Source organism: Streptomyces sp. AP-93 (assembly GCF_022808175.1).
In the GTDB taxonomy this organism is placed as follows: domain Bacteria; phylum Actinomycetota; class Actinomycetes; order Streptomycetales; family Streptomycetaceae; genus Streptomyces.
The window spans coordinates 1-18,810 of record NZ_JALGBX010000028.1 but is presented as its reverse complement, the minus strand read 5'-3'; the positions used below and the strand labels follow the sequence as shown (position 1 = coordinate 18,810).

General features: G+C 70.7%; 14 protein-coding genes. 12 read left to right on the top strand and 2 right to left on the bottom strand.

Annotation, left to right across the window (positions count from 1 at the left end; genetic code table 11):
• The first annotated feature begins 194 nt into the window (after window positions 1-194).
• From entS to MTF69_RS34925, 8 genes are all read left to right on the top strand, one after another.
• The gene (gene entS, locus MTF69_RS34960) at window positions 195-1,454 is read left to right on the top strand and encodes an enterobactin transporter EntS (protein ID WP_243340406.1); all 1,260 of its coding nucleotides are present in this window, start codon (window positions 195-197) and stop codon (window positions 1,452-1,454) included.
• A 111-nt stretch (window positions 1,455-1,565) separates the two neighbouring features.
• Entirely contained in the window at window positions 1,566-2,576 is a 1,011-nt protein-coding gene (locus MTF69_RS34955) for an iron ABC transporter permease (RefSeq protein WP_243340405.1), read from the top strand.
• Window positions 2,576-3,664, top strand: a complete 1,089-nt coding sequence (locus MTF69_RS34950; protein WP_243340404.1) for an iron chelate uptake ABC transporter family permease subunit — start codon at window positions 2,576-2,578, stop codon at window positions 3,662-3,664. Before MTF69_RS34955 ends, MTF69_RS34950 begins: the two co-directional genes overlap by 1 nt.
• Before the next feature lie 13 nt (window positions 3,665-3,677).
• A complete protein-coding gene (locus MTF69_RS34945; protein ID WP_243340481.1) occupies window positions 3,678-4,508 on the top strand; it encodes an ABC transporter ATP-binding protein in 831 nt (276 codons plus the stop codon).
• Between the two features lie 105 nt (window positions 4,509-4,613).
• Window positions 4,614-5,669 (top strand): ABC transporter substrate-binding protein, encoded by a 1,056-nt coding sequence (locus MTF69_RS34940; protein WP_243340403.1) that lies wholly within the window; start codon window positions 4,614-4,616, stop codon window positions 5,667-5,669.
• A 248-nt stretch (window positions 5,670-5,917) separates the two neighbouring features.
• Window positions 5,918-6,751, top strand: a complete 834-nt coding sequence (locus tag MTF69_RS34935; RefSeq protein WP_243340402.1) for a thioesterase II family protein — start codon at window positions 5,918-5,920, stop codon at window positions 6,749-6,751.
• Window positions 6,751-8,157 carry a lysine N(6)-hydroxylase/L-ornithine N(5)-oxygenase family protein gene (locus MTF69_RS34930; protein WP_374324943.1) on the top strand — a complete coding sequence of 469 codons (1,407 nt, stop codon included), beginning with the start codon at window positions 6,751-6,753 and terminating at the stop codon, window positions 8,155-8,157. The genes MTF69_RS34935 and MTF69_RS34930 overlap by 1 nt, the downstream gene beginning before the upstream one ends.
• An 83-nt stretch (window positions 8,158-8,240) precedes the next feature.
• Entirely contained in the window at window positions 8,241-8,447 is a 207-nt protein-coding gene (locus MTF69_RS34925; RefSeq protein WP_243340400.1) for an MbtH family protein, read from the top strand.
• A 104-nt stretch (window positions 8,448-8,551) separates the two neighbouring features.
• On the opposite strand, the gene MTF69_RS34920 is transcribed toward MTF69_RS34925, so the two are convergent.
• Window positions 8,552-10,189 (bottom strand): (2,3-dihydroxybenzoyl)adenylate synthase, encoded by a 1,638-nt coding sequence (locus MTF69_RS34920; RefSeq protein WP_243340399.1) that lies wholly within the window; start codon window positions 10,187-10,189, stop codon window positions 8,552-8,554.
• 239 nt (window positions 10,190-10,428) lie between these two features.
• On the opposite strand from MTF69_RS34920, the gene MTF69_RS34915 reads away from it, so the two are divergent.
• The 4 genes from MTF69_RS34915 to MTF69_RS34900 all read left to right on the top strand — a co-directional run bounded on the left by MTF69_RS34915 (window position 10,429) and on the right by MTF69_RS34900 (window position 17,695).
• On the top strand, window positions 10,429-13,926 hold the full coding sequence (locus MTF69_RS34915; RefSeq protein ID WP_243340398.1) for an amino acid adenylation domain-containing protein: 3,498 nt from the start codon (window positions 10,429-10,431) through the stop codon (window positions 13,924-13,926).
• Window positions 13,919-14,707, top strand: a complete 789-nt coding sequence (locus tag MTF69_RS34910; protein ID WP_243340397.1) for a thioesterase II family protein — start codon at window positions 13,919-13,921, stop codon at window positions 14,705-14,707. The genes MTF69_RS34915 and MTF69_RS34910 overlap by 8 nt, the downstream gene beginning before the upstream one ends.
• A gap of 102 nt (window positions 14,708-14,809) precedes the next feature.
• The gene (locus MTF69_RS34905; RefSeq protein ID WP_243340396.1) at window positions 14,810-16,180 is read left to right on the top strand and encodes a salicylate synthase; all 1,371 of its coding nucleotides are present in this window, start codon (window positions 14,810-14,812) and stop codon (window positions 16,178-16,180) included.
• A 246-nt stretch (window positions 16,181-16,426) separates the two neighbouring features.
• Window positions 16,427-17,695: a 3-deoxy-7-phosphoheptulonate synthase class II gene (locus tag MTF69_RS34900; protein ID WP_243340395.1), complete on the top strand. Its 1,269-nt coding sequence runs from the start codon at window positions 16,427-16,429 to the stop codon at window positions 17,693-17,695.
• Between the two features lie 241 nt (window positions 17,696-17,936).
• Here MTF69_RS34900 and MTF69_RS34895 read toward each other — a convergent pair whose 3' ends face one another.
• Window positions 17,937-18,530: a hypothetical protein gene (locus tag MTF69_RS34895; protein ID WP_243340394.1), complete on the bottom strand. Its 594-nt coding sequence runs from the start codon at window positions 18,528-18,530 to the stop codon at window positions 17,937-17,939.
• Between the last annotated feature and the right edge of the window lie 280 nt (window positions 18,531-18,810).

Genomic DNA, 18,810 nt, shown 5'->3' with positions numbered 1-18,810 from the left:
AATTCAGCACGCTGAGCTGCCAAGTCGCCGATGTTGTCGCTGCTCGCACCCGACAAGAAGTTCACGTCCCCTCGAAACCACACAGTTCGTTGGGCACCTTAACTTAGGCTAGCCTTATTCAGCCATAGCGCATGGCGGGGGAAATCATAATCGAGTGGGGCAAAGGGGACTTGGTGCGCCTGAAAGAACTGAGCTTGGACCTGACTCCGATACGCCGGAGCCGGGCGTTGGCGCTCGTCCTGGCGGCCCGGATCCTCTCCCTGCTGTGCATAGGGCTCACCTCGGTGGGCGTGGTCGTCCAGGTGTACGGGCAATCCCGCTCGTCCACCCAGGTGGCGGCCGTCAGTCTGGTGTTGGGGACCGGCCTGCTGGCCGGCCTGCTCGTCGGTGGCATCCTCGCCGACCGGCAGAACCGCAAACGCCTCATCATGGTCGGCAGCTGCTGGGCGGTCGTCACCTTCGCCGCGCTCTCGTTCAATGCCGCGTCCGACCACCCGCAGCTGTGGGTGATCTATCTCCTGGGCGGTCTCTTCGGCCTCACCGAGGGGGTGGCCGAGACGGCCATGACCGCCGTGGTTCCCAGCCTCGTCTCCGAGGAACTCCTGCCCGCGACCGGTGCTTTGATCACGGTCACCACCACGATCGGAGCGATCGCCGGGCCCGTCCTGGGAGGCCTGCTGATCGCGGGCCCCGGGCTCGCCACCACCTTCGCGGTGGCCGCCGCCGGAACCGCGGTGACCATGCTCTGCCTGGCCGGCCTCGGCCCGATGCCTCCGGAGGGAGCGGACGAGGAGCAGCCCGGCCCGCTCGACGCCCTGCGTGAAGGATTCGCCTTCGTACGCGGTAGCCGCATCGTCGGCGCCGTCCTGGTCGTGGACCTCTGCGCGGCACTGTTCGCCACCCCGGCCGCCCTCTTCCCGCAGCTCGCCGAACAGCGGTTCGGCGGCGGGCCTGAGCTGGTCGGCATTCTCACCACGGCCCCGATGGTCGGCGCGACTCTGGCCTCGGTCACCTCCGGCTGGACGGGGCGCCTCGGCTCCCCGGGGCGTGTACTGTTCGCCGCCGTGGCCGCCTTCGGGCTCGCCTGCATGGCCTTCGGGCTGAGTCCGCTGCTCGGATTCGGCCTCTTCTTCCTGGCGCTCGGCGGCATGGCCGACACCATCTCGGAGATTCTGCGGCGCACCCTGCTCATGCAGCACACGCCCGACCGCCTGCAGGGGCGCGTCGGAAGCCTGTGGCTCGCACAGGCGATGACGGCTCCCGCCCTCGGCGGTGTCCTGGCCGGTCTCGGGGCCTCGTTCCTCGGCCCCGCCACGACCGTGGCCGTGGGAGGCGCCGTATGCGTCGTCGGTGCGGGGCTGGTGGCCCTGTTCTATCCCGAACTGTGGCGACTCGACGCGCAGCTGAAGACCTCGGACGGGGCGTCGGCAGCCGAGGCGGGTGCCGCGGGATAACGGTGGAGCAACGGCTTTGACCGAAACCTGTCTAGCAGAGTTAGGTATGGCTATCCTTTGTCCGTGATTCATGAGGCACCAAGCGCGACCGCTCCACCCGATAGGCCGCCGGTGAAGGCATCCCGCCTTCTCCGCTCCCATCTCCTCTGGCTTGCAGCCTCGTTCGTCATCCTGGTCCTGCTCTGCCTGCTGTCACTGGCGCTCGGCACCAAGTCCATACCCCTGGACCGGGTCGTCAGCCTGCTGTTCGAGTCGGACGGCTCCGAAGAGGCCGGAATCGTACGGGAGATGAGACTCTCGCGGACGCTCTACGGCCTCCTCGTGGGCTCGGCCATCGCCGTCGCCGGAGCGCTCATGCAGGCGCTCACCCGGAACCCGCTCGCGGATCCGGGGATCCTCGGCGTGAGCGCCGGCGCCGCGCTGGGCATCGTCGTCACCACCGGCATCCTCGGTATCACCTCCGTCTACGGGTACGTGTGGTTCGGCTTCGCCGGCGCCCTCCTCGCCATGGCCCTGGTCTACGCTCTGGGCTCGGCGGGACGCGGCGGTGCCACCCCCGCCAAACTCGCCCTGGCCGGCGCGGCGGTGTCCGCGCTGCTCCAGTCCCTGGTCAACGCCGTGCTCCTGTTCGACGCGGCCTCGCTCGGCGACTACCGCTTCTGGGCCGTGGGCTCGCTCACCGGCCAGTCGGCCGGGATACTCGTCCAGGTCCTTCCCTTCCTGCTGGCCGGAGCCGTCCTCGCCGCCCTCACCGCGCCGGCGCTCAACAGCCTCGCACTGGGTGACGGGGTCGCGAAGTCCCTCGGACAGCGCGTCGGCCTCATCCGTCTGCGGGGCGCGGCAGCGGTGACGCTCCTCGCCGGTGGAGCCGTCGCCCTCTGTGGCCCCATCGCCTTCGTGGGTCTGGTGGTTCCGCAGGCGGTACGGCACTTCACCGGACCCGACAACCGCTGGATCCTCGCGCACTCCGCGCTCATCGGCCCGATCCTGCTGCTCGCGGCCGACATCCTCGGACGGCTGGTCGCCCGGCCCGACGAACTGCACGTGGGCATCGTCGTCACGGTCATCGGTGCGCCCTTCTTCATCGCCCTCGTCCGCCGCCGTCGCCTCCAGGAACTCTGATGACGAGCACAACCGAAGCCGTGAGCGGGGCGAAAGCCGTTCGGCGGGCCGGAGCCGTGGTGGTCAGAGTGCCGCGGACCAGGGCGTCCTGGGTGGTGCGGCCGCGATCGGTCGCCGTCTGCGTCGCACTGGCCGTCACGGTCGCCTGCGCCTTCGTCGTCGACCTCGCCCTGGGCGAGCTGAACCTTCCGTTCGCCGAGGTCGTCGCCGGCCTGGCCGGCGGTGGCGACGGCGTCACCGCCATGGTGGTGCACGACCTCCGGCTGCCCAGGGCACTGGTCGCCCTGCTCTGCGGAGTCGCCTTCGGAGTCTCCGGGGCGATCTTCCAGTCCATCACGCGCAACCCGCTGGCCAGCCCGGACCTCATCGGGATCTCGGCCGGCTCCGGAATGGTGGCGACCGCGGGCATGCTGATGGGCCTGGGGGCCGGACTGGGCCTGCAGGTACTGGCACTCATCGGCGGTCTCGGAGCCGCGCTGCTGATCTACCTGCTCGCCTGGAACGGCGGTACCACCGGCTTCCGCATCATCCTGGTCGGCATTGGGATCGCCTCGCTCTGTGCCAGCGTCACGAGCTACCTCCTGCTCAAGGCCGGGATCTACCAGGTCCAGCAGGCGCTGATGTGGCTGACGGGCAGTCTCAACGCCCGGGGCTGGGAGCACGTCGGGCCGCTGGCGCTCTCCCTGGCGCTGCTGCTGCCCTGCGTGGCGGCCCTGACCCCGTGGCTGATCGGGCTCCAGCTCGGCGACCAGTCGGCGCGCGTCCTCGGCGTGCCCGTGCAGGGTGCGCGCATCGCCCTGCTCGCCGCCGGTGCGGCGCTGGTGGCCTTCGGCACCGCGGCGGCCGGGCCGATCGCGTTCGTGGCGCTGATCTCGCCGCAGATCGCGCTGCGCCTGGTCCGGACTCCGGGTCCCGCCCTCGTGGCGTCCGCACTGGTCGGGGCGCTCGTGGTCCTGGTCGGCGATGTGCTGGGCCGCGAGCTGCTGTCCGGCATCGAACTTCCCGTAGGCGTCGTGACAGGTGTCATCGGCGCCCCTGTTCTGCTGTGGCTTCTCGGCAGGATGAACCGAACCGGCACAGGAGGCTGACGTGGAGCGACCGATGGAGGGCCTGAGCGCCGAGGGCCTCACCCTGGCCTACGACGGCCGACACGTCGTGGACGGCCTCGACGTGGCCATACCGCCGGGCAAGGTGACGGTGATCGTCGGCGCGAACGCCTGCGGCAAGTCGACGTTGCTGCAGGGGCTCGCGCGCCTGCTCACCCCCAAGGAAGGCGCCGTCTACCTGGACGGAGAGGCCATCCACGCCCTGCGCGGCAAGGACCTGGCACGCCGGCTCGGCATGCTCCCCCAGACGCCCTCCGCCCCGGACGGGATCACCGTGCTGGACCTCGTGAAACGTGGCCGCAGCCCGCACCAGTCCTGGTGGAGGCAGTGGTCGCCGGAGGACGAGAAGGTCGTCGCCGACGCCCTCGCCGCGACCGGCCTGCTCGCCGAGGCGGAACGCGACCTCGACGAGCTGTCCGGAGGCCAGCGCCAGCGAGCCTGGATCGCCATGGCCCTGGCCCAGGACACCCCGGTGCTCCTGCTGGACGAGCCCACCAACCACCTCGACCTCATGCACCAGATGGAGATCCTGGACCTGGTCGTCGACCTGAACCAGCAGCGCGGCAAGACCATCGTGCTGGTCCTCCACGACCTCAACCACGCCTGCCGCTACGCCGACCACATCATCGCGATGCAAAGCGGAGCGGTGGTGGCCGAGGGCCGGCCGGACGAGGTGATCACGCAGCGCCTCGTCGAGGAGGTCTTCGGCCTCCAGTGCACGCTGATCGACGACCCGATCAGCGGGGGCCCGCACATCATCCCCTTCGGCCGGCACCACGGGAACAGGACTTCCCGAGACGCCGGCTCCCCGGCCCGCTCCCTCTGACGGGGCGGGCGCCCCGCCGCCCGCCCCGCACACCCCGCATCACCGGTGCCCGTCACAGCGCCCTGCCGTGACCACGCCTGCCCCCACTCCGAAAGGACATCACCCATGCCCACCTTCAGCTCCCGCTCCTCCGCCCCGATCGGCCGCCGCAACTTCCTCGCCCTCGGCGGCGCCCTCGCCGCGAGCGGTCTGCTCGTAGCCTGCGGAAACGGCGACGACAAGAAGAAGGCCGACTCCGCGAAGCCCTCCACGTCGGCCGCGCCGGCCGGGCCGTGGTCGTTCACCGACGACCGGGGCAAGAAGATCGAGCTGCCGAAGCGTCCCGAGCGCATCGTCGCCCAGGCCCACCCAGCCGCGGCGCTGTGGGACTTCGGCATCAAGCCCGTCGGCCTCTTCGGCCCGCAGAAGACGGCGGACGGCAAGCCCAGCCCGCAGATCGGCAACATCGACCTCACCAAGACCGAGTCGGTGGGCACCGCGTTCGGCGAGATCCAGCTGGAGAAGCTGATCGCCCTCAAGCCCGACCTCATCGTGACCATCGCCTACGGCCCGATGGTCTGGTACCTGCCGGAAGAGGTCTACGCGAAGGTCGAGAAGATCGCGCCCATCGCGGTCATCCAGCTGATGGGCGTCGCCGTACCGGACGCCGTGAAGCGCTTCGGCGAGCTCGCCGCGGCCCTGGGCGCCGACCCGAAGAGCCCCGAGATCGCCAAGGCCAAGGCCGACTTCGAGGCCGCCGCCGAATCCGTGAAGAAGGCCGCCGCCGCCAAGCCCGACCTCTCGGTCGCCGTCGTGTCCGGCACCAAGGACACCCTCTTCGTCGCCGACCCCACCTTCCACGGTGACGTGAAGTACTTCGAGCAGCTCGGCGTGAAGCTGGTCAAGCCGCAGACCCCCGAGGCCGGATTCGAGTCGCTGAGCTGGGAGCAGGGCGGCAAGTACAAGGCCGACCTCCTCCTGGAGGACGCGCGCCCCGAAGGCGGCCTGGACAACGAGCAGATGAAGGCCGCCTACCCGACGTGGAAGGCCAGCCCGGCGGTCGTGGCCGGTCAGGTCGAGCCCTGGCAGACGGAAACCCCGTTCACCTACCAGCGGTTCACCAAGGTGCTGACGGACCTCGCCGCGGCCATCGGCAAGGCCGACGTCAATGTCGTCAAGTAGCAGCGGGGCGGCCCTCCACGCCTTCGATGGGCGGGGAGGGCCGCCGACAGCCGGGGACAACCGGCAGATGGCGTACGTCCCTTGAGTGAGTTAGGTTAGCCTTACCGAGGTTCCTGCGGAATCCGTCCGTCAGGTGCCGTGCGCGGCGACCGTACGGAGCGCAGAAGGACGGCTACCGGGGAAGGACCAGCGCACATGCCCGCCACAGACCGGCTCGCCCGTCGCGGATCCGTACCGGGAGTCAGGCCATGACGGGGGCGGCCGTGGCGAACGGCCCCTGGTTCCGCAGGTACGCACCGAGGCCCGACGCGCCCTGCCGCGTCATCTGCTTCGGCCCTGCCGGCGGCTCCCCGGCCTTCTTCCTGGAGTGGGCGCGCTCCGGACCTCCCGAACTCGAGGTCCTGGCGTGCGTACTGCCGGGGCGGGAGGCGCGCGCCGCGGAACCGCCGGCGACGGACCTGTCCGTCCTGGCCGACGAGGTGGCGGCCGCCGTGCGCCCCCTCATGGACCGGCGCACGGTCCTGTTCGGCCACAGCATGGGGGCCGTACTCGCGTGGGAGACCACGCGGAGGCTGGAGGCGGCCGGGGGCCCGTCACCGGCCGGCCTCGTGGTGTCGGGCTGCTCGAGTCCTGAACCGGCGGGCGCGCCCGCCGCGCGAGGGGACGGGGAGCCGGACGACCAGGAGCTCGCGGCCTGGCTCGTCGAGCTGGGCGGAACCCCGGAGGAGCTGCTGGCGGACCCGGAGGCCCGTGCGGTGATCCTCGCGGCGTTCCGGTCCGATCTGGCGCTCCTCGCAAGCCACCGCCCGCAACCGGCCCCCCGTGTCCGTACGCCCCTGCGGGTGCTGGTCGGGGAGGACGACCCCACGGTGTTGGCCGCGGACGCCGAGCGCTGGTCGGGCGCCACCGAACGGTTCGCAGGTGTCCGGGCCTTTCCCGGCGGCCACTTCTACCTGATCGGCCGCAGCTTGGGCGTCATCGCCGAGGTACTGGCGATGACGGAACCGAGCGACCCGCCAGACCGTTCCCGCTCCCCTCGGACGAGTCCGGCCTTCCATCATGAGCAGACGAGAGGACGATGATGTCGATACGCCGCCCCGACGCGAGCGCCGAGGACCTGGTGGGCATCGGCTTCGGGCCGTCCAACCTGGCTCTGGCCATCGCCATTGCGGAGCACAACCAGCAGAGCGAGGCCGCCGGAGTCGTACGGTCGGCCTTCGTCGAGAGCCAGAAGAGCTTCAGCTGGCACCCCGGCATGCTGCTCGAAGGCGCGACGATGCAGGTTTCCTTCCTGAAGGACCTCGCGACCATGCGCAATCCGGGAAGCCGGTTCACCTTCCTGCACTACCTGCAGGAGCGGGGGCGCCTCGCGGACTTCATCAACCAGAAGTCCTTCTTCCCCACCCGGCTGGAGTTCCACGACTACTTCCGTTGGTGCGCCCGCCAGTTCGACGACAGCGTGGCGTACGGACAGGCGGCGGTGACCGTACGCGCCGCCGCCGGCGGCGGCCCGGTCGATGCCCTCGAGGTGGTGGCGCGGCCGTCGGACGGGACGGAGGGCGAGACCGTCCTGCGCGCCCACAACGTCGCGGTCGGAACCGGCCTCCTGCCGCACGTACCCGACGGGGTCACCGTGGGCCCGCACGTCTGGCACAACAGGGAACTCCTCTTCCGCGCCCCCGAGCTGACGGACCGTCCGCACCGCAGGTTCGTCGTGGTCGGCGCCGGGCAGTCCGCGGCGGAGACCGCGGACTACCTGCACCGGACCTTCCCCGACGCCGAAGTCTGTGCCGTGTTCACCCGCTACGGGTACAGCCCCGCCGACGACAGCCCGTTCGCCAACCGGATCTTCGACCCGAAGGCCGTCGACGAGTTCTACGTGGCTCCCGACGACGTCAAGCAGAGCATGCTCGCCTACCACGGGAACACCAACTACGCGGTGGTCGACGGGGAACTGATCGAGCAGCTCTACCGGACCGCCTACCAGGAGAAGGTCGCCGGCGTGGAGCGGCTCCGGATCCTGAACGCCACGGCGCTGGCCGGCGTCGAGGAACTGTCCGACGGGGCACGCGTCGTGCTCCGCTCCCTCACCGCCGGTGAGCAGTACGTGCTCGACTGCGACGCGGTCGTGCTCGCCACGGGGTACAGGCCTTCGGATCCCGCCGAGCTGCTGGGCGGCCTGATGGACGACTGCTTGACCGACGGCCGGGGCCGGCTGCGGATCTCCCGTGACTACCGGGTGCTCACCACCGACCGGATCCGTGCGGGCATCTACCTCCAGGGCGGTGGCACCGAGCACTCCCACGGCCTCACCGCGTCGCTCCTGTCCACCCTCGCGGTGCGTTCCGGCGAGATCTGCGACTCCTTGCTGCTCGGGCGTGCGAAGCGCGAGATGCGTTCACAGCGCGATGCCGAGTCCCAGTCCCAGTCCCCGTCCGAATCCGAGTCCGAGTCCGCGGCCGTCGAAGGCGTGGCCGCCTTCGGCTGAGCAGTGCCGGCCCCCCTGCCCGGGGAACAGAACACCCTCACGCAACACCGACACCACCACTGAAAGCGCAAGGAGCAACAACGATGGCCACCAACCCGTTCGAGGATCAGGACGCCCGCTACCTGGTGCTGGTCAACGCGGAGAACCAGCACTCGCTTTGGCCCGCCTTCGCCGAAGTGCCGGCCGGCTGGACGGTCGTCCACGGTGAGGAGTCCCGCGAGAGCTGTGCGTCGTACATCGAGGCGAACTGGACGGACATGCGGCCCGCGAGCCTGATCGCCCAGGGCTGACCCGCCGGGCCCACGCGGCAGGCCGGCGCAGCCCCGACCCCTTCCAGCGGGGTCGGGGCTGCGCCGGCCTCGTGTCCTTCGGCCGTTCGGTGAGCGGCCCCTGCTCAGGCCGTCGGCACTCGCTGGGCGAGGACCTTCTTGTCGATCTTGCCGATGGCCGTGAGCGGCAGTTCGTCGACCGCCATCAAGCGGTCGGGGAGCTTGAAGGCCGCGACCCCGCGCTCGATCAGGAAGCGGCGGATCTCGGCGACTTCCAGGGGCTCGCCGTCCTTGACGGGCAGGTACGCCACGCAGATGATCTGGCCTTCGCCGCCGTCGGCCAGGCCGAAGGCGGCGCACCGGTCGATGTCGGGATGGGACTGGACGTGGAGCTCGACTTCCTCGGCCGAGACGCTCTCGCCGTTGCGGTCGATGGTGTCCTTCACCCGTCCGGTGACGATCAGGTGGCCGGAGGGAAGCCGGCGCACCAGGTCACCCGATGCGTAGTAGCCGTCGCTCGTGAACGCGTGGGCGTTGACCTCGGGCGCGCGGTAGTAGCCGCGCAGGGTGTACGGACCGCGGACCAGCAACTCGCCGGTCGCGCCCTCGGCGACCTCGTGGCCGTCAGCGTCGACGATGCGGAGCTCGTCGTCGGCGCACATCGGCCTGCCCTGAGTGATGGCCACCGTGTCCTCGTCGTCCTCGGTGCGCGTGTAGTTGAGGAGGCCCTCCGCCATGCCGAAGACCTGCTGGACACGGCATCCGAGCGCGCCCGGAATGGTGCGTGCGAGCTCCTCGGAGAGCTTGGACCCACCGGCCTGGAGGACTTCGAGGGAGGAGAGGTCGGCGGTGTCCCACTGTGCCGCCTCCACCCACAGCGGGATCAGGGGCGGGACCAGGGCGGTGTGGGTCACCCCCTCCTCCTCGATCAGCGGGAAGGCGTCGCCGGGAGCGGGCGAGGGGGAGAGGACGACGGTGCCGCCGACGTTGAAGGTGCCGAGCATCCCGGGGCAGGCGAGCGGAAAGTTGTGGGCGACGGGCAGACAGGCCAGGTACACCGTGTCGCGGTCGAGATCACACGCCTCCGCGCTGGCCCTGGCGTTGAAGCCGTAGTCGTTGTGCGTGCGGGGGATCAGCTTCGGGACTCCGGTGGTACCACCCGACACCAGGAGGAGCGCGATGTCGTAGGGGTCGGGATCGTCGAGCTCGCGCGGTTCACCGTCCACGGAGGCCAGAGCCGTGTACGTGCCGGGGTCGCCGTCGACGAGGACGTGGGCCACGGTCGGGGCCTGTTCCCGCACCTGATCGGCGAGTTCGCGGTAGTCGAAGCCGGAGACCACGTCCGGAACGACGTACGCGACGGCCTCGGAGAGCCGGGCGAGATGCCCGATCTCGGTGATCCTGTGCGCGGGCAGGGTGAGTACGGGGATCGCGCCCATCCGGGCGAGGGCGAAGAACAGCACGGGGAAGGCCGCCGTGTTGGACAGCTGGACCACCACCCGGTCGCCCGGGCGAATGCCGAGATCCACCAGTCCTGCTGCCATGCGGTCGGCCCGCTGGTCGAGTTGCCGGTAGGTGAGACGTTCCTCACCGGCCACGACGGCGAGGCGGCGGCCGTGGGAGGCCGTCCAGTCTCGTAGGAGGCGCCCCAGGGTCCTGCCGTCCCAGTACCCGTCGGCCGTGTAGCGAGCCCTGGCCTCATCCGGCCACGGGGTGAGGCCAGAAGGCAGTGGTGCCAACGGCATTGGGACGTTTGTGCTCATCGCTTGCTCAATCTCCTTCGATTCCGTCCCGGCAACTCGACCCGAGGTGCGGCCGCTACGGGCGGACCTGGGCCTGCCGATGTCCGGGATGGGGGATGCCATGGGGCAATGGTTAGGCTAGCCTAACTATGCTTGCAGTTGCCGGGTTCTTTCGAACTCCGCTGAAAGGTATGCGGGTATGACCGGATATCTCCGCTAGTAGCCCGCTTCCGAGCCGAACCACGATGAAAGGCCAGCTCATGCCCACCCTGGACGATCTACGACGCATAGTCGCCGACCTGCTTCCCGGCAGTCCGGCTCCGGGCGACGACGATCATCTGATCGCGCTGGGCATGGACTCGCTCCGCCTGATGCGAGTATCCGGGTTCCTGCGACAGGAGGGCCTCGACATCGGGTTCGCCGCCCTGGCCGGAAATCCCACCCTGCGCGCCTGGGCTCAGTTGCTGGCGGACACGGCCGGCTCCGAGGGGGTGCGCCCCGCAGAGAGCGTCCGGACCGCCGGGACCCTCGTTCCCGAGGGCGAGGCCTTCCGGCTGGCGCCCATGCAGCACGCCTACTGGGTGGGCCGTGGCGGCAGCCAGACGCTCGGTTCCGTCGCCGCCCACCTCTACACGGAGTTCGACGGCAAGGACCTGGATCCGGACCGGCTGGGCGCGGCGGTGGCCGCGCTGGCGGCCCACCACCACATGCTGCGGGCCCGTATCCTCGACGACGGCCGCCAGGTGATCGAACCCTGGAGGCACGGCAGCGTCCTTCCCGTCCTCGACCTGCGCGACGCGGGTGAGGAAGAGATCGCCGAGAGGACGGAGGGGCTCCGCAGGCAGCTCTCCCACCAGCTCCTCCCGGTGGAGGACGGCCATGTGATCGACGTCAGGGTGACGTTGCTCCCGGAAGGCCGCACCCGGGTCCACGTCGACGTGGACATGCTCGCGGCGGACGCACGCAGCTACCGGACCCTGCTCGCCGACCTCGTGACCCTGTACGAGGAGCCGGGAACTCCACTCGCCCCCCTGGACTACCAGTACGCCCAGTACCTCGCCGAGCGTCGCGACCAGCGGCCCCGTGACGAGGACATCGCATGGTGGCAGGGAAGGCTGGCCGACCTGCCCGGCGCCCCCGACCTGCCGGCCCGGCCCGAGGCCCAGCGGGGCGACCCGAACCGGGTCGTGCGCCTGCACCACTGGCTCGACCCCAAGGAACGGCGCGGCCTCGTACGCCAGGCACGCAGGCACGCCGTGACCCCCGCCGTCGCCGTCGCGACCGTGTTCGCCGAGACCCTCGGCGCGTGGAGCGGTGTACCCCGGTTCCTGCTGAACGTTCCGATGTTCGACCGGCGTCCTCTGCACCCTGACGTCGACCGCCTCGTCGGCGACTTCACCAGCTCCGTCATGCTGGACATCGACGTGTCGGCCCCCATGGAGTTCGCGGAGCGCGCGCAGACCGTGCAGGACTCGATGCACGAGGCCGTGGCCCACTCCTCGTACTCGGGCGTGGACGTCCTTCGGGACCTGTCCCGGGAGCACGGCGCCCAGGTACTCGCCCCCGTGGTCTTCACCAGCGCCCTCGACCTCGGCGAGCTCTTCGGAGCGCGGGTCGAACGCGTCCTGGGCGAGCCCGTCCACATCATCTCCCAGGGCCCCCAGGTCGTTCTCGACGCCCAGGTCACCGAACTCCACGACGGGCTGCTGGTCAACTGGGACGTGCGCGCCGACGCGCTGCCCGACGGTGTCCCGGACGAGATGTTCGCTGCGTTCCGCACCCTGCTCGGGCAGGTGGCGGACGGATCGGCATGGGACGCCGCCGCGACGGAGACGCTGTCCGCCACCGGCCGGACCGTCCGGGACGAGGCCAACGCGACGGACGGCCCGCTCCCGCGACACCCCCTGCACCACGCCTTCTTCCAGCACGCCGAGGCGGAGCCGGACCGGCCCGCACTCGTCAACGCCTCCGGTCCGGTACGTACCTACGGCCGGCTCGCGCAGGAGGCACTGCGCGTGGCAGGAGCCCTCGCCGCGCACGGCGTGGGCCCGGGCGACCCCGTCGCCGTGCGCCTGCCGAAGGGCCCCGAGCAGATCGCGGCCGTCCTCGCCGTCCTGGCCGTCGGCGGGCACTACGTACCCATCGGCATCGAGCAGCCGGGCGCCCGGGTCCAGCGCATTCGCGAGCGCGCCGGCGTCAAGGCCGTACTCTCCCGCGCGGGCGAGGAACCGGACGCGATCGTCTACACCGTCGCAGCCGCGCACGAGCCCCTGCAGGCACCCCACTTCGCGGACCCGGCCGAACTGGCCTACGTCCTGTTCACCTCGGGCTCCACCGGCGAGCCGAAGGGCGTGGAGGTCTCGCACCGCGCGGCCGCGAACACCATCGACGACCTCGTGGAGCGCCTTGCGCTCGGCCCGTCGGACCGCACCCTGGTCCTCTCGGCACTCGACTTCGACCTGTCGGTCTTCGACCTCTTCGCCCCGCTCTCGGTGGGCGGCGCGGTCGTCACCGTGGACGAGGACACCCGCCGGGACACCGCGGCCTGGGCCTCCCTGGTCCGTGAGCAGCAGGTCACCGTACTCAACTGCGTCCCCAGCCTGCTCGCCATGCTGCTGGGCGAGGGCGAACGGGCTCCGCTCGGACACGGCCTGCGTGCCGTACTGCTCGGCGGGGACTGGGTCGGGGCCGATCTCCCGCGCCGCCTGCACGCGCAGGCCCCCGGCTGCCGGTTCCTCGCCCTCGGCGGCACGACCGAGACCGCCATCCACTCCACCCTCCAGGAGGTCGTCGGCGGATCCGTGCCCCACGGCTGGACGAGCGTCCCGTACGGCACCCCGCTGCGGAACGTGCGGTGCCGGGTCGCGGACGCACAGGGCCGTGACTGCCCGGACTGGGTGGCCGGCGAGCTGTGGATCGGCGGCGCGGGCGTCGCCGACGGCTACCGGGGGGACCCGGAACGGACCGCGGACCGCTTCGTCGAGATCGACGGACTGCGCTGGTACCGCACGGGCGACCGGGCGCGCTACTGGCCCGACGGCACGATCGACTTCCTCGGCCGGGCCGACGACCAGGTGAAGATCCGCGGTTTCCGCATCGAGCTCGGCGAGATCGAAGCGGCGCTCGCCGACCACGCGGAGATCCGCTACGCCGCCGCCATGGTCCTCAGGACATCCGCCTCCCAGCAGCTCGCGGCCGTCGTCGTGACGCAGGAGGGCAGCCAGGTCTCCGACACGGACCTCGCCACCCATGCCGCCACGCGCCTGCCGGCCCACATGGTCCCCGACCGCCTCGTGGTCACCGACTCCCTCCCGCTGACACCGAACGGCAAGCTGGACCGCAAGGCCCTGCGGGCCATGGCGGAAGAGCAGGTCGGCAAGGGCGTCCACGCCCCTCCGGTGTCCGCCTTGCAGCAGGTCATCGCGGGGGTGTGGGAGGAGGTCCTGCGCACGAGCCCGGTCGGACTGGAAGACGACTACTTCGCCCTGGGCGGCGACTCCATCCTGGCGGCCGCGATCACCGGCCGGCTGCGCGAATCCCTGGACACACAGGACGTGCGGATCCACGACGTGCTGGGCAGCCTGACGGTCGGCCGGCTGGCAGAGACGCTCGCCGCCCGGGCCGAGGACCCCGAGACCCTTGAGATCGTGGCCGAGGTCTACCTGGAGGTCACGGCCCTCAGCGAGGACGAGCTCGCGGCCCAGCTCCGGGAAGAGACCCCCCACGGCACGACGCAGGGCGAGCCCCTCCATGGCTGAGCCGGCACACCACCAGGCCGCACGGCCCGAGTGGCTTCCCTGCTACGCGCCACGGCGGGCCCCCGCGGCACGCCTCGTGTGCTTCGGTCCCGCCGGGTCGTCCCCGGCGTTCTTCCGGGAATGGTCCAAGCTCGTACCGGCGGACGTGGAGGTGCGGATCGTGGGCCTGCCGGGGAGGGAGCGGCGCGTCCGGGAGGAACCCGTCGAGAAGATGACCGTCCTCGCGGACGCCGTACGTGACGCCCTCATGCCGTACCTGGACGTCCCCACGGTCCTCTTCGGCCACAGCATGGGAGCGTCCGTCGCCTTCGAAACGGCCCGTCTGCTGGAAGCGGCCGGCACGCAGAACCTGGCCGGGCTGGTGGTCAGCGGACGCTCCAGCCCCCGTACCCAGATCGAGGTCCCGTCCCGGATCTCGGAACTGGACGACGAGGGCCTCATCGCGTACCTCGACGACCTGGGAGGGATTCCTCCGGGGCTGTTCGACGACCCCGACATGCGGGAGGCCCTCCTCCCGCCGTTCCGGAGCGACTTCCGTCTCCTCGATCACTACGTGCCCGAGCTCCGGCCGCGCGTCGCCGCACCCGTGACCGTCCTGTACGGAAACCAGGACCGCAGGGTCTCGGCGGAGGACGCCGCGCGCTGGGACGAGGTCGCCGAGAACCCGGTCGAGGTGGAGTGCTTCCTCGGAGGCCACTTCTACCTCTCCGACCGGGCCCCCGAAGTCGTCCGGAGCGCCACGAGAACGCTCTCGGACCAGCACGTCCGCAGTCTCCACTGACCGGTGCGACTCGACCAGAAGCCACCGGTTCCCACGGGGCAGAACAACTCCTCCACGACATCAGGACCTCCTGAAAGGGACGACAAGTCCGTGACTACCCATATGACCTTTCACGAGCGGCAGCTGTCTTTCGACCGCGACGCACTCGCCGTGGCCTCCGCACTCGCGGCCTCCAGCACCTGCGAGTACGTGCTCTACGAGAACCGGGGCGCGATCGGCTGGGCCGAGAACCCCTGCGCCACGGTGCGCGCGACCTCGTCCGGTGCGGTGCTGGAGCAGGGCGACGACGTGAGCCACTTCCCGGCCGGCGCCACGGGTTCGGTCGTCGACGCGGTGGCGCGAGCCCTCGCGGCCCTGCCTTCGGCCGACTGGAGGGCCTACGGCTGGGCCCCGTTCGAGCTCAGCCACGTGATCCACGGGTCGCAGGAGCTCGACCCGGAGGTCCCCGTGATGCACCTCGCGGTCCCGTCCCGCGAGATCCGCTTCGAGGACGGCTCCGTGCTCCTGCGGGCGCTCGATCCGGGCGACCTGGACGCGCTCGAACTGCGTCTCTCCGAAGCCATCCTGGACGCCGTCGCCCAGCCGGCCGCCGCCCGCGACGAGGTGGACGCCGACGTCCAGGAACACGACGCTGCGAAGTACCGGACCGACGTCGCCCTCGCCGTGGACGAGATACGCGCCGGGCGTCTGGAGAAGGTCATCCTCTCCCGGCGGGTGCCCGTGGACGGGCAGGTGGACATTCCGGCGACCTACCTCGCCGGACGACGCGGCAACGACCCCGCCCGTTCGTTCGTGCTGAACCTCGGCGGATGGCAGGCGGCCGGATTCAGTCCGGAGATCGTGACCCGTGTGACGGTGGACGGGGAGGTCACCACCCAGCCCCTGGCCGGTACCCGGGCCTTCGAGGGGGACCCGGTCTCGGACCTGGCCCGGCGCCGCGAGCTGTACAGCGACCCCAAGGAAGTCTTCGAGCACGCCATATCGGTGCGGCTCTCGGTCGACGAGATGGAGGCGGTCTGCGACCCCGCGACCGTCACCGTGGACGACTTCATGATCATCAAGGAGCGGGGCAGCGTTCAGCACCTGGCCTCCAAGCTCACCGGACAACTGGCCATCGGCAGCAGTCCCTGGGACGCGCTCGTCTCCCTCTTCCCGGCCATCACCGCATCGGGCATCCCGAAGGCACCCGCCTGCGAACTCATCGCCCGCCTGGAGGACGGCCCCCGCGGCCTGTACAGCGGCGCCGTGCTGACGGTTGATGCCGACGGCAGCCTGGATGCCGCGCTCGTCCTGCGCAGCATCTACCGGCGTGGCGATGCGACATGGCTGCGCGCGGGCGCCGGTATCGTCGGCGACTCCCGCCCCGAACGCGAGTTGGAGGAGACGAGGGAGAAGCTCCGCAGCGTCTCCCGCCACTTGGTCGGCTCCGTGGCGGCCGAGCGGACACCCGAGCTCGCCGCAAGCGGCAACTGACCGGGAAATGAGACGGTTCCGGTCCTCCCCGGCATCGCGGGGAGGACCGGAACGCGCCCACGTCCCGCACCAGTACGCGGACCACACACACCACACCACCGGCCGCAGCGAGTGTCGTCATCACCCCCGACCACCGCAGACCGGTCAGCAGCCACGCGCCGTCCCGTCTCCCACTCCCCACACGGGCCGGCGAGACGGGCCGGCCGCGCTGGATGCCCTTCCTCCACCACGAGTCAGGACACCCACGTGCGCTTCCCCCCTGCCCGGATCCAGCCGTCGGCCGAGCACCACTGGCGTTCACTGCCCGCGGCCCAGCAGCCGGTGTGGCCCGACGCCGCAGCGCTCGACCACGTCCTGCGCGAACTGTCCTCCTACCCCGGCCTCGTCACGGCCGAGGACTGCGACCGGCTGACCTCTCGCATGGCCGAGGTTGCGCGGGGAGAGGCGTTCCTCCTCCAGGGCGGCAGCTGCGCGGAGACCTTCGCGGATTCCTCCGCCGACCGCGTGGGGGCCCTCGCCGCACTCCTGAGCGACATGGCGGACGTTGTCGCCGAGGCGTCCTCGCTCCCGGTCGTGACGGTGGCGCGCATGGCCGGGCAGTATGCCAAGCCCCGTTCGCAGCAGAACGAGACGCGGGACGGCGTATCGCTGCCCGCCTACCGGGGGGACGCGGTCAACGGCAGGGAGTTCACCCCCGCCGCCCGGACGCCGGATCCGGTCCGCCTGCTGGAGAGCCACCGGTCGGCGACGACGGCCCTGTCCCACCTGCGCGTCGTGCGACACGGACGCTCCGACGTCTTCGTCTCGCACGAAGGGCTGCTCCTCGACTACGAGTCCGCGCTGACGCGCACCGATCCACGCGGCGGGCGCCGCTACGCCGCCTCCGGGCACATGCTGTGGATCGGGGAACGGACCAGGGACCTCGCCGGCGCACACCTCGCCTACTTCGCGGACATCGCCAACCCCGTCGCGGTCAAACTCGGGCCGTCCGCCACGCCCGGAATGGTGGTGAGCCTGGCCAACCGGCTCGACCCCCACCGCGAGCCGGGCCGGCTCACCTTCATCGCGCGCATGGGCGCGGACAAGGTGCGCGACGTCCTCCCCGCCCTGGTCATGGCTGCCGAGTCCTCGGGCTCACCCGTGTCATGGGTGTGCGACCCGATGCACGGGAACACGGTCGTGTCGCCGTCAGGTCGCAAGACGCGGGAGTTCTCGTCGGTGATGGAGGAAGTCCGGGGCTTCTTCGAAGTCCACCGGGCGTTGGGAACACACGCGGGCGGGGTCCACGCGGAGCTGTGTGCCGACGACGTCACGGAATGCACGGGAGGGCTCCAGCGCATCAGCGACGCCGACCTCGCGCGGCGCTACGAGACGGCCTGCGATCCGAGGCTCAACGCTGCCCAGGCGCGTGAGTTCGCCGCCCGGCTCTCCGAACTCGCCCGGGTGAACGGAAACGACCGCAGGCTGGAGACCCCGTGGCGCGGGATCCCCAGCCTGCTTCGTGAAGTGCCGTGATTCCTCCGCCAGCCGGACTGGGCGCAGCCCTTCGCCTCCGGCGCCTTGCCGACGGCCTGGGCCCGCGACCCCCGCGGCGGGGCGAGGAAGAAGCCCATGGTCACGATGAGGGATCAGATATTGCCGAACACGGCAGTGCCTCCGTGGTGTTGATCAGGAGAACAGCGTCCGGCCCCACCAGTCGTCCTTGTCGCGGACGCCCGGCGGGACGGCGAAGACGGCCGAACCCACGTGCGAATACTCAGGACTGGCTGTTGACGAAGCCGATGAGGGTGGCCCCCCACCAGCCGGTCTGGCTCACGGCGGCGGCCAGCCCGGACTGGACCATGAGGCGGCGGGGCACCGGCGTGTCCCCGTCGCGGCGCTCCAGCAGCTGGCCGAGCCGGTGTGCGTACAGGCCGTTCACCGTGACGGCGAATACGAGGCCCAGCTTGATCAGGGTCAAGGGGGAACCGAGGTTCGGCCGCAGGAACAGTCCGCTGACGACGAGGCCCGCCATCCCGAGCCAGATGGGTACCTGAAGGGCGCAGGCGGTGCTGGTGATGTCGGACAGGCGGCGCTTGCCCAGCAGCCACAGGATCCCGAACCAGTCGACCGCCAGGACCGCGCCGAGGCCGACGATGAGCGATGCGACGTGGAGGAAGCGGGCCGCGGTCTGAAGCGTGGTGTCTGCGTGGACGTGGCCTGAAATCCAGCAGGCGGCGGCGATGGCCGCAGAGCTGAGGATGCCGAGGCAGACGAGGATCCAGGCAGGTGTGGGGTGCCTGTGCTCGTCGGCGGTGGACAGCGGGCCCGGAGCCACGAGGGCCAGGGGGCTCTCCGAGATGACGCTCACTGGTCAGATCCCGGTCTGCGAGTTCACGCCGGTGCGGATCGGGGGCAGGTCGGGTCTGGGCATGGCTGAAATCCTTCATGGGGGTCTTAGGTAAGGCATACCTAAGACGCTTTGTTGTCCCAGGTCAAACCGTCTCACGATCCGAGCGTCGCCGACCGGGGCCATGGCGGAGCCGGCCACAGCGGTCGGCGAGGCCTTGCCGACTAGATGATTGATTCCAAGGGGTAGCTGTACGGACGCGAGGGTGCCCACTCTCAGTTTGTGACGACCGAGATAGACA